Here is an 11,749-nt window from a genome sequence, read left to right on the forward strand (position 1 = left end):
GCCAAAGTGCAAGCGGTGGGGACAATGGGGTCGTGAACAGAAGCAATACCAGGAGCGGCAGCGGAGCCAACCTCCCGACACTGCGCCACCACAACGCCGCGCTCGTGCTGGACCTGCTGCGGGTGGCGGGCGAGCGCGGGATCAGCAGGCTGGAACTGGCCGAGCGGACGGGGCTCACCCCGCAGGCTGTCAGCAAGATCACCACCCGGCTGCGGGCTGAGGGGCTGGCGGCGGAGGCGGGCCACCGCGCGTCCACGGGCGGCAAGCCGCGGACGGTGCTCCGGCTGGTCCCGGACGCGGGGTACGCGGTGGGGCTCCACCTGGACCGCGACGAGCTGACGGCGGTCCTGGTCGACCTGGCCGGCACGCCGGTCGCGGCCCGGACGACTCCTCTCGACCTCGGTGCCCCGGCGGGCGAGGTGGTCGCGGAGGCTGCGGAGGCTGCGGAGGCGGTACGCGGTCAACGGCCGGTGTTCGGGCTGGGGGCGGCCATGCCGGGGCCGCTGGACCACCGGGGCGGGGTGCTGCACCGGGTGACGGGCTTTCCGCAGTGGGACGGCTATCCGCTGCGGGACGCGCTGGCCTCGGCGACGGGGCTGCCGGTGGTCGTCGACAAGGACACCAACGCGGCGGCCCTCGGGCTGGCCCTGCGGGAGCCGGGCGAGGGCGACTTCGCGTACCTCCACCTGGGGACCGGGCTCGGCGCGGGCCTCGTACTCGGCGGTGAACTGCACCGGGGGGCGCGTACGGGGGCGGGGGAGTTCGGCCACCAGACGCTCCAGCTGGACGGCCCGCTGTGCGAGTGCGGGGGGCGGGGCTGCGTCGAGGCCCTGTGCCTGGCCGCAGTGGCGCGCGGCGATGTCGCGGAGGCGGTACGGGTGCTGGGGGCGGGGGCGGCGAATCTGGTCGGCCTGCTCGACATCGACCGCGTCGTACTGGGCGGACGGATCGTCGCGGCGGACGAGGAGGCGTACGTACGGGGCGTCCGGGCGGTGATCGAGCACCGGGCCCGCCGCGACGGAACGGGTCGGCGTCCGACCCCGGTCACGGTCGCGGGCGGAGGCGACCGCCCGGTCGCGGAGGGAGCGGCCCAGCTGGTCCTGGCCCCGCTGTTCGGCCGAGTAACAGAACCGGGCCCGTGGCCGGAGGCCATGTCCTCAACCGCCGGACGGGCCGGGTTTGGCGGACGGGCTTGATTCTGGCCGGGCGAGTGGGGAAGTTTCGTTCGCCGGGAGCTTGAGAGCAGGGATGCGGGCACGATTCAGCCTGCCTGGCGTTTGAGGGCGAAGGGGTGCTGCGGACGCGCGGTGCCATCCCAGCCCGTCCGGCGTCCGAGGACGGACCGGTGCTGTGTGGGGCGGTGAGCGACACCTGAGCCCGTCCGGCGATTGAGGACAAAAGGCGGTGCCCGCACGGGGCCGGGTCCGGAATCTCAGCCCGTCCGGCGATTGAGGGCCAACGCTGGGCCGGGTACGAGGGCTCCGTACGGGGGACCCCACCCGCATGTCGGCCCCCTTCGCCCGCGCGCGCGTGGCAACGTCGACGACCACCGCCCCGCGAGCAGCAAAGGGTGACCGACCATGCCTCCCAAGCCCCCCGCCCGGCTCCGCGACGGCCGCGCCCTCATCACGCTCGGCACCCTCGGCCCCGCGGCCGGAATCGCCGCAGCAGCCGTCCTCCTCGTCGGAGCGGTCCCCGCGGGCGCCGCCGCGTCCTCCGTCAGCGCCGACCGGCAACCCGGCTGCGGTGACCCGAACTCCGACGAGTTCCCCATCGAGACCCGCATCCACGGCGGCCCGGACACGTACGCCTCCGGCGGCGGCTACGGGATCTGGTTCCTCGATCTGACCAACAACACCTCCGAGCCGTGCCGCGCCGTCCACCCGGTCCTCGTGCTGACCGATCAGGGCCGGAAGCTCGCCGCCGACCAGATCCAGCTGGAGTTCTCCGAGCGGACCAAGCGCGCCGGCCCCGACGTGGAGTACCGCGTCAGCTGGGAGACCACGGACCGGGACGAGCAGATCGGCGTCTTCGGAGGGGGTGGGGAGGACGAGGACTTCCCGGGTTTCACGGTGCCCGCCGGACGTACCGTCACCGTCCAGGTCCGCATGGCCTTCACCTCCGACACCGAACCCGGCAAGGTCACCCTCAACGCCGCCGTCGTCCACCGGCACAAGGGCAGTGGAAGCGGCAGCGGCGACGGCGAGTGGATCGGGGAATCCGGCGGCTACCCCTTCGTCATCGTCGACGGCGACCCGGATGTCCATACGGATTCCGACCCCGGCGACCCGGATGTCCATACGGATTCCGACCCCGGTGACCCGGACACCGACCCCGGCGACCCGGACACCGGCACCACCACCCCCCGTGACGCCGCCGGCAACCCCCTCCCCGAGCTGGCCCGCACCGGACAGGACCCGGTCCTCCCGCTCGGATTCGCCACCGGAGCCCTCATCATCGGCGGGGCGGCCGTCGTGACCCGCGCGGAGCGCGCCCGCCGTGAGCAGGGGTAGGCGCCACGACCGAACCCCGCCCCGTTCATATCGGTCTGCCACCATCGCTCCGTGGACTATCCGAACGACCAGGCACCTGGCGCACCGATCCGCTCCGGCATCCCGGAGCACGGCCGTATCCCCAAGTACTACGCCGTCAAGGCCCATGTATCCGTCCTCATCGACGAGTTGGGCGAAGGCGGCACGCTTCCCACCGAGCGCGACCTCGCCCTGCGCTACGAGGTGTCGCGCGAGACCGTGCGGCAGGCGCTGCGCGAACTGCTCCTGGAGGGACGGCTGCGCCGCCGCGGCCGCGGCACTGTCGTCGCCGGGCCCAAGCTGGAGCAGCCGCTGTCGCTCGCCAGTTATACCGAGGGCGTCCGCCGCCAGGGCCGTACGCCCGGCCGTACGCTCATCGGCCTCGACCGTTTCCCCTGCCCCGAGGCACTCGCCGCCGAGATCGGCGTCACCCGCGGCGAACCGGTCTGGCACCTGGAACGCGTCCTGCTCGCCGACGACGAACGGGTCGGCCTGGAGAGCACCTACGTGACCGTTGCCCGTGTCCCGCGTCTGGACACGGAGTTCGACCCCGACTCCTCCTTCTACGCCTACCTCCACGACCGCCTCGGCATCTCCTTCGGCGACGGCGACGAGCGCATCGAGACCGTGCTCGCCACCCCGCGCGAGGCCCTGCTGATCGGCACCCCGCCCGCCCTGCCGATGCTCCTGATCCACCGGGTCTCCCGGGACGCCTCGGGCCTCCCGCTGGAGCGGGTGCGGACACTCTTCCGTGGCGACCGGTTCTCCTTCACGACGCATCTGGGCAACCGGCCCAACCAACGCTGAGCCGAAGTGGCCGATAGACGACGCACATTTGATAACGGAAACATAACGGGTCTGGTCCAAGCTTGGGTGCTCGTTCACCCTCCCGTTGCCGCGCCGATTCGTTCGGGCCACCCGCCCCCAGGAGCGTGGCCGTCGTGAGAGTCATCGTCGTAGGAGCCGGCGTGGTGGGAACCATGCACGCCTGGCACGCAGTGAACCGCGGCCACGAGGTCGTCCAGATCGAGCGAGAGAGCGAGGCGCGCGGGGCATCCCTTCGCAACTTCGGACAGATATGGGTCAGCGGCCGGGCGGGCGGCGAGGAGCTCGACACCGCCCTGCGCGCCCGTGAGCTGTGGGAGGGCATCGGCGCACAGGTCCCCGGCCTGGGCTTCCGCCCCTGCGGATCGCTCACCCCGCTCCGTACACCCCTGGAACACGCCGTCGCCGAGGCGGCCGTCGCCCGCCCCGACGCCGCGGCCCGCGGCTACAAGCTGCTCACCGCCGCCGAGGCCCGAGCCGTGAACCCGGCGCTGCGCGGAGCGTTCGAGTCCGCGCTCTGGTGCGAGCGGGACGCGGCCGTCGAGCCGCGCACCGCCCAACTTGCCCTGAAGGAAGCCCTGCTGGCCTCCGGCCGGTACGCCTACCTCGGCGGCCGCGAGGTCCGCGAGGTCATCGGCGCCAGCGCGGTCCGCGACGACCACGGCGACGTACACACCGGCGACGTGGTCATCCTGTGCACCGGCGCCTGGCTCGGCGGACTCGTCCGCGAACTGGCCGGACCCGACCTCCCCGTGCGCCGCGTCCGCCTCCAGATGATGCAGACCGACCCGCTCGGCGAGCCGCTCACCACGTCCGTCGCCGACGCCGACAGCTTCCGCTACTACCCGGCGTACACGAGCGAGGCCCTGGACGCGCTCAACGCCGGGCAGGCCCAGGAGCCCACCGCCGCCGAGCACCGGATGCAACTGCTCATGGTCCAGCGTCGCGACGGCGGACTGACCATCGGCGACACCCACGAGTACGAGCACCCCTTCGCCTTCGACACCGTCGAGGAGCCGTACGAACACCTCACCCGGGTCGTCGAGTTCTTCCTCGGCCGCCCGCTGCCGAGAATCCGCCACCGCTGGGCCGGCGTCTACGCCCAGTGCACCGACACCAGCCGGGTCGTCCACCGCCAGCGGGTACGCGGCGGCACCTGGCTGGTCACCGGACCGGGCGGGCGCGGGATGACCTGCTCGCCCGCCATCGCCGAAACGACCGCAGACGAACTGGGCTGGTGAGCACGTTGAACGGGAAGCACACCCACAACCTGGTCGTACTCGACATGGCCGGAACCACCGTCGCCGACGGCGGACTGGTCGAGCAGGCCTTCGCTGCCGCCGCCCAGCGGCTCGGCGTCGAACCCGGCTCCGTCGAACACGCCGAGCAGCTCGCCCACGTCCGCGCCACCATGGGCGAGTCCAAGATCTCCGTCTTCCGGCACCTCTTCGGTGTCGAGGACAAGGCCCAGCAGGCCAACACCGCCTTCGAGGAGGCGTACGGGAAGCTCGTCGACGGCGGACTCATCGCCCCGATACCCGGCGCCCGGGAAGCCATCGAGGAGCTGAAGGCCGAGGGCCGCACCGTGGTCCTCTCCACCGGCTTCGCCCGCCCCACCCAGGACGCCATCCTCGACGCTCTCGGCTGGCAGGACCTGGCCGACCTAACCCTGTGCCCCGCCGACGCGGGCGGCCGCGGACGCCCCTACCCGGACATGATCCTTGCCGCGTTCCTGCGCACCGGCGCCGTGGACGGCGTCCACGACCTCGTGGTCGCCGGCGACACGTCGTACGACATGCTCAGCGGCGCACGCTCCGGGGCCGGCCTCGTCGCGGGCGTCCTGACCGGCGCCCACGACACGGCGCGCCTGGAGCAGCACGGCGCCACCCATGTCCTCGGCTCGGTCGCCGAACTGCCGGGCCTGATCGCGCGGACCGAGGCATGACGGGCGGCGGCGCCGTCCGCAGCGGCATCCGGTTCGACCAGGTCACCGTCGCGTACGGGGGGAACGTCGTCCTCGACCGGCTCGACCTGACCGTCGAACCCGGCGAGGTCATGGCGCTGCTCGGGCCCTCCGGCTCCGGGAAGACCACCGCGCTGCGCGCCGTCGCCGGATTCGTCCGGCCCGCCTCCGGGCGGGTCCACCTCGGCGACCGCGATGTCACCGCGCTGCCCCCGCACAAGCGCGGCATCGGCATGGTCGTCCAGCAGTACGCCCTGTTCCCGCACATGCGGGTCCGGGAGAACGTCGACTTCGGCCTCAAGGCCCGCAAGGTCCACAAGTCCGAGATCCCGGGCCGGGTCACCGAAGCGCTCGAACTCGTCGGCATGGGCGCCTACGCCGAGCGATACCCGCGCGAGCTGTCCGGCGGCCAGCAGCAGCGCGTCGCCATCGCCCGCGCGCTCGCCATCCGGCCAGGCGTCCTGCTCCTCGACGAACCGCTCTCCGCGCTCGATGCCCGGCTCCGCTCCGGAATGCTCGCCGAACTGGCTCGACTGCACCGCGAGTTGCCGAACGTCTCCATCCTGTACGTCACCCACGACCAGGTCGAGGCGCTGACGCTCGCCGACCGGATCGCCGTCATGGACAAGGCGCGGCTCCAGGACTGCGGTACCCCGCAGGAGCTGTACCGCCGTCCCCGTACGGAATTCACCGCCTCGTTCGTCGGCAACGCGAATCTCCTTCCGGTGACGGTCGGTTCGGGGTCCGTGACCTTCGCGGGGAAGCGCCTGGAACTCTCCACGGGCGAGGCCGCCGAGGGCAGCACGGCCACCCTGTGCGTACGCCCCCACCTCGTCGGTCTCGGTGAGGGCCCCAACGCCCTCACCGGCACGGTCGCCGAGGTCCAGTGGCGAGGCTCCACACACCGGCTGTACGTCGACGTCGACGGCCACCGACTCAAGGCGGACGTACGGGAGTTGCGCGAGACACCGGCGCTGGGGGAGGACGTCACGCTGCACTTCGCACCCGAGGACGCGGTACTGCTCCCGGGCGTCCGTCAAGCCCGCCCGGCTCCTGAGCGCGAAACGGTAACCGGAGGGGCCCGTGGCTAGCGCCGTCGCCGCAGACATCCGCCCGGGCCCGGCCGGTACCCCCGCCCCGCGCGAGCGCCGTACGGCCTGGATCTGGGCGCTTCCCCCGGTGGCCGTCCTCGCCCTCGTCCTCCTCTACCCGCTCGCCCTCGTCGTCCAGCAGTCCGTCAGCCCCGACGAGGGCGGCACCTCACTCACCCCGTACGCGGACGTCTTCGCCTCCGAGTCCTTCCGCTCGGCGCTCACCACCACCGTGTGGCTCGCCGTCGGATCGACGGCCGGCTGTCTCGTCCTCGGCTTCGCCCTGGCCCTCGTCATCGCGTTCGTGCCGTTCCCCGGCGGGAAGGCCGTCGCCAAGTTCATCGACGTCTTCCTCTCCTTCCCGTCGTTCCTGATCACGCTGGCCCTGCTGTTCATCTACGGCACGGTCGGCATGGCCAACGGGCTCTGGACCGACGTCACCGGAGCGCCCGACGGGCCCTTCCACTTCCTCACCACCCCGTGGGGCGTACTCCTCGCCGAGATCACGTACTTCACCCCGTTCGTGATGCGGCCCCTGCTCGCCGCCTTCTCCCAGCTCGACACCGCGCAGCTGGAGGTGGCGTCCTCGCTGGGCGCCCGCCCCGCACGGATCGTGCGGAAGGTGATCCTCCCCGAGGCCCTTCCCGCGCTCGCCGCCGGCGGCAGCCTCGTCCTCGTCATGTGCCTCAACGAATTCGGCATCGTGCTCTTCACCGGGGCGAAAGGGGTCACGACCCTGCCGATGCTCGTCTACGGCAAGGCGATCCTCGAATCCGACTACCCGGCCGCCTGCGTCGTCGCCGTGGTCAACATCGCGATCTCGGTCGGTCTCTACGGCCTGTATCGGTTGGTGAGCCGCCGTGTTGGTGCATAGTCGGTCCGCGAAGTGGGCCATCTGGGCCCTCTTCCTCCTCCTCTTCGTCCCCCTGTTCGCGGTGCCGCTGCTGGTGATCGTCGCCGCCTCGTTCGCCACGAACTGGTCCGGCGCCTTCCCCTCCGGGCCCACCGCCGAGCACTACGCCGCCGCCACCAGCGGCGACGCGCTCCAGGCCCTCACCACCAGCCTGACCACCGCCGTCGGCGCCAGCCTGCTGGCCCTGACCGTCGGCTCCTGGGCCGCCGTCGCCGCAGCCTCGCTGCGCAGGGGCGGCAAGAGGTTCCTGGACGCCCTGTTCATGCTGCCGGTCGCCGTGCCCTCCGTCGTCGTCGGCCTCGCGGTGCTCGTCGCGTTCAGCAAGCCGCCGATGCTCCTCAACGGGACGCGCTGGATCGTGATCCTCGCGCACACCGTTCTTGTCACGGCGTTTGCCTACCAGTCGGTTTCGGCCGCGACAGTACGTCTCGACCCGATGTACGAGCAGGCGGCGGCCAGCCTCGGCGCCCGCCCCTCGTACGTCCTGTGGCGGATCAGGCTCCCGCTCCTGCTGCCGTCCCTCACGGCCGCTGCGGGGCTCTGCTTCGCCCTGTCCATGGGCGAGTTGAGCGCCACGATGATGCTCTACCCGCCCGACTGGACACCGCTCCCGGTGCAGATCTTCGCGGCCACCGACCGTGGCTCGCTCTTCACCGGCGCCGCGGTGGCCGTGGTCCTGATGGGCACGACCCTGCTCGTCCTGCTCGGCGTCTCCCGCATCCGGACCAGGGCCTCGTACCGCTGACAGCCCCGTACTCACTTCAGGAGATACGACACCATGCGCAAAAACCTCCTCAAGCCGATCGCCGCCGTCACCGGCAGCCTCGCCCTCGCCGCCACCCTCTCCGCCTGCGGCTCCTCCGCCGCCTCCGACGAGAAGGTCGTCACCGTGTACAGCGCCGACGGCCTCAAGGGCGAGAACGGCGACGGCTGGTACGACAAGGTCTTCAAGGACTTCGAGAAGAAGACCGGCATCAAGGTCGAGTACGTCGAGGGCGGCTCCGGCGAGATGGTGCAGCGCGCCGTCCGCGAGAAGTCCAACACCCAGGCCGACGTACTCGTCACCCTCCCGCCCTTCATCCAGCAGGCCGACTCCAAGGGCCTGCTGAAGGCGTACGAACCGGCCGGCTCCGACCAGGTCGACGGCGCCGACAAGGCCGCCGACGGCAAGTGGACCTCCGTCGTCAACAACTACTTCGGCTTCATCTACAACACGAAGGAGCTCAAGACCCCGCCGAAGACCTGGGAGGAACTGCTCGACGGGAAGTTCAAGGAGAAGATCCAGTACTCCACCCCGGGTGTGGCGGGCGACGGCACCGCCGTCCTCATCAAGGCCATGCACGACTTCGGCGGCAAGGAGCCGGCGATGGAGTACCTGAAGCAGCTCCAGACCAACAACGTCGGCCCGTCCGCCTCCACCGGCAAGCTCGCCCCCAAGGTGGACAAGGGCGAACTGCACGTCGCCAACGGTGACGTCCAGATGAACTTCGCCCAGTCCAAGGACATGCCGAACCTCGGCATTTGGTTCCCCGCGAAGGGCAGCGGCAAGCCCACCACCTTCGCCCTCCCGTACGCGGCCGGACTCGTGAACAAGGCCCCGCACAGCGAGAACGGCAAGAAGCTGCTCGACTTCATGCTCTCCGAGCAGGCCCAGAAGGACGTCAGCGCGGTCGGCGGCGGCTTCACCGCACGCAAGGACATCGAGTCCACCGACGCCAACGCCATCGAACTCACCGCACTGCTCGACGGCGTAGAGGTCTTCGAGCCCGACTGGTCCGACATCGGCACCAACCTGGACAGCTACGTGGACGCCTGGAAGTCGGCGACCGGAAGCTGACCGGCCACCTTTCGGCAACGGTTCACTGCAAGGCTCTGGACCGGACCCCTCTTGTCTCGCAAAGATAACGGGTCTGGTCCAGACATCGCGCTCTCGTTGGAGGATCACGTGTCCAGAGGTATGTCCAGGCGCTCCGTGCTCGCCGGCACCGCCGCCGCGGCCGCCGTCGCCACCGGCCCACTCACCGCCACCGCCGCCCGCGCGGCAACCACAGCCGCAGCCGCGCCCACCCTCCCCAACGGCACCAGCCTCGACAAGGTGCTCGTGATCGGCATGGACGGCGTACGCCACGACAGAATCGCCGCCGCCAAGGCCCCGAACCTCAAGTCCCTGACGGCGAACGGCACATACGGCACCTCACTGCTGTACGCCAACCCGATGGCCGCCACCTCGTCAGGACCCGGCTGGTCGACCATCTCCACCGGAGTCTGGCCCGACAAGCACGGCGTCAAGGACAACTCCTTCACCGGCAAGAACTACACCGCCTACCCCGGCTTCCTGGCCCGTCTCGCCCAGGTGCGCCCCGAACTCTCCACGTACGCCGCCGTCGACTGGAAGCCGCTGGACACCCAGGGCACGGTCACCGCCGGCGCCGACGCCAAGCTCGTACTCGACGGTGACGCCGACGGCTACATCGGCCACGACGCCACCATCGCCGCTCAGTCCGAGTCGATCCTGCGCAACCAGAACCCGGACGTCCTCTTCGTCTACTTCGGCCAGAGCGACATCGTCGGCCACAACCAGGGCGCCAGGAGCCAGGCGTACCTGGACGTCATCGACGTCCAGGACGGCTACGTCGGCCGGCTGCTCGCGGCCATCAAGGACCGCCCGTCGTACGCCTCCGAGCGCTGGACCGTCGTCGTCGCCACCGACCACGGCCATCTCGACGCGGGTGGCCACGGCGGAAGCGCCATCGAGGAGCGGCGTACGTTCGTCCTCGCCCAGGGCCCCGGAATCGCCGCAGGCGCGCGACCCATCGACACCCGTCTCGTCGATGTCGCGGCCACCGTCTTCAAGCAGCTCGGGATCGCCCCCGAAGCCTCCTGGGGCCTGGATGGCAAACCCGTCCAGGAGCGCTCCACCGACCCCTTCGACGCCCTGCAGTCCTCGCTCTCCGGCCGGGTCGACGAGAGGGGAATCCCGGCCGGAGTCCTCGGCTTCACGCACTCCGCGCCCAGCGGCTGGTCGGTCATCAACTCGGCGATGGGCACGGGCGGGACGACCGAGTGGCGGGGCTGGTCCTTCGCCACCGACGAGTTCTGGAGCCGTACCCAGCGCGACCAGTCCCGCGAGCTCAATGTCCGCGCGCGCGGTGTGTTCGCGGTCGCCGATTCCGACGAGTGGGCGGACAAGTCCTTCTCCGGTACGTACGACTCGACGCTCGTCACCCCGGCGTACGCCGTCGGAGGCAAGGCCACCGTGAAGCTCGACTTCACCACCTTCTACCGGCAGGAGGGCAGCCAGAGCGCCCGGATCCTCGCCTCCTGGAACGGTGGCACGCCGGTCGCTGTCGCGTCGTACACCTCCGACGTGATCTCGCAGCCGCAGTCGCTGAGCCTGCACGTTCCGGCCGGGGCCACCAGCGTGAGTTTCCGGTTCCATTACACCGGCAGCAACAACTGGTACTGGGTGGTGGACGGCGTCAAGATCAGTTCCTCGTGACCGAGTAGTTCCGCCCGGTCGGTCGGCACGCCTAAAATCGGGACGTCGGCGCTGCACAACGCGGTGCCGCCGGCGTCCCCGCACATCGCGTGCACAGTACGTACGGCAGGAGCCCGTCCCATGGCAGAGCGCAAGCCGATCGAATCCTGGCTGACCGACATGGACGGCGTCCTCATCCACGAGGGCACGCCGATCCCCGGCGCCGACGCCTTTCTCAAGAAGCTCCGAGAGTCCGGCAAGCCCTACCTCGTGCTGACGAACAACTCCATCTACACCGCACGTGACCTTCAGGCCCGTCTCACCCGCATGGGCCTTCACGTGCCCGTCGAAAACATCTGGACCTCAGCGCTGGCGACCGCTCAGTTTCTCGACGACCAGCGTCCCGGCGGTACGGCATACGTCATCGGCGAGGCGGGCCTGACCACCGCATTGCATGACATCGGGTACATCCTCACGGACTCTGATCCCGACTTCGTGATTCTGGGTGAAACGCGCACATATTCCTTCGAGGCTCTGACGAAGGCTGTCCGGCTGATCAATGACGGTGCACGCTTCATTGCCACCAACCCGGATGAGACCGGACCGTCGACAGAAGGAGTGCTTCCGGCAACCGGATCGGTTGCCGCGCTGATCACCAAGGCGACCGGTAAGGACCCGTACTTCGTCGGCAAGCCGAACCCGCTGATGATGCGTGCCGGGCTGAACGCCATCGGGGCGCACTCCGAGACCTCCGCCATGATCGGTGACCGTATGGACACCGACGTACTCGCGGGCCTGGAAGCCGGCATGACGACGTTCCTGGTCATGACCGGAGTGACTCAGCCGGGCGACACCGACCGGTACCCGTTCACACCGTCGAAGATCGTCGAGTCCATCGCGGATCTGGTCGACCTCGTCTGACGGTGGATGCAGCAGCCCACCCCACAC

General features: G+C 70.4%; 11 protein-coding genes. All 11 read left to right on the forward strand.

The genetic code is table 11. The annotated features are described in order from the left end of the window. Positions 1–32 precede the first annotated feature (32 nt). The 11 genes from F0344_RS23050 to F0344_RS23100 all read left to right on the forward strand — a co-directional run bounded on the left by F0344_RS23050 (position 33) and on the right by F0344_RS23100 (position 11,722). Positions 33–1,196: an ROK family transcriptional regulator gene (locus F0344_RS23050; protein ID WP_185300607.1), complete on the forward strand. Its 1,164-nt coding sequence runs from the start codon at positions 33–35 to the stop codon at positions 1,194–1,196. Between the two features lie 384 nt (positions 1,197–1,580). Further along, a complete protein-coding gene (locus F0344_RS23055) occupies positions 1,581–2,513 on the forward strand; it encodes a hypothetical protein (protein ID WP_185300608.1) in 933 nt (310 codons plus the stop codon). A gap of 51 nt (positions 2,514–2,564) precedes the next feature. Next, entirely contained in the window at positions 2,565–3,338 is a 774-nt protein-coding gene (locus tag F0344_RS23060; RefSeq protein ID WP_185300609.1) for a GntR family transcriptional regulator, read from the forward strand. 134 nt (positions 3,339–3,472) lie between these two features. Continuing rightward, on the forward strand, positions 3,473–4,597 hold the full coding sequence (locus F0344_RS23065) for a TIGR03364 family FAD-dependent oxidoreductase (protein WP_185300610.1): 1,125 nt from the start codon (positions 3,473–3,475) through the stop codon (positions 4,595–4,597). Next, positions 4,594–5,301, forward strand: a complete 708-nt coding sequence (locus F0344_RS23070) for a phosphonatase-like hydrolase (protein WP_308460985.1) — start codon at positions 4,594–4,596, stop codon at positions 5,299–5,301. The genes F0344_RS23065 and F0344_RS23070 overlap by 4 nt, the downstream gene beginning before the upstream one ends. Beyond that, positions 5,298–6,410, forward strand: coding sequence for an ABC transporter ATP-binding protein (locus F0344_RS23075; RefSeq protein WP_185300611.1), 1,113 nt, complete (start codon positions 5,298–5,300; stop codon positions 6,408–6,410). The genes F0344_RS23070 and F0344_RS23075 overlap by 4 nt, the downstream gene beginning before the upstream one ends. A gap of 16 nt (positions 6,411–6,426) precedes the next feature. Continuing rightward, complete coding sequence (locus F0344_RS23080) at positions 6,427–7,284, forward strand: 2-aminoethylphosphonate ABC transporter permease subunit (protein WP_185302846.1); 858 nt, start codon at positions 6,427–6,429, stop codon at positions 7,282–7,284. Further along, positions 7,271–8,068, forward strand: a complete 798-nt coding sequence (locus F0344_RS23085) for an ABC transporter permease (RefSeq protein ID WP_185300612.1) — start codon at positions 7,271–7,273, stop codon at positions 8,066–8,068. The genes F0344_RS23080 and F0344_RS23085 overlap by 14 nt, the downstream gene beginning before the upstream one ends. A 33-nt stretch (positions 8,069–8,101) precedes the next feature. Continuing rightward, entirely contained in the window at positions 8,102–9,160 is a 1,059-nt protein-coding gene (locus F0344_RS23090; RefSeq protein WP_185300613.1) for a 2-aminoethylphosphonate ABC transporter substrate-binding protein, read from the forward strand. Positions 9,161–9,268: 108 nt separating this feature from the next. Continuing rightward, the gene (locus F0344_RS23095; protein ID WP_185300614.1) at positions 9,269–10,822 is read left to right on the forward strand and encodes an alkaline phosphatase family protein; all 1,554 of its coding nucleotides are present in this window, start codon (positions 9,269–9,271) and stop codon (positions 10,820–10,822) included. A gap of 120 nt (positions 10,823–10,942) precedes the next feature. Continuing rightward, positions 10,943–11,722: an HAD-IIA family hydrolase gene (locus tag F0344_RS23100; protein ID WP_185300615.1), complete on the forward strand. Its 780-nt coding sequence runs from the start codon at positions 10,943–10,945 to the stop codon at positions 11,720–11,722. The last annotated feature ends 27 nt before the right edge of the window (positions 11,723–11,749 follow it).

The sequence above is a fragment of the Streptomyces finlayi genome, assembly GCF_014216315.1.
GTDB classification, from domain to species: Bacteria; Actinomycetota; Actinomycetes; order Streptomycetales; family Streptomycetaceae; genus Streptomyces; species Streptomyces finlayi_A.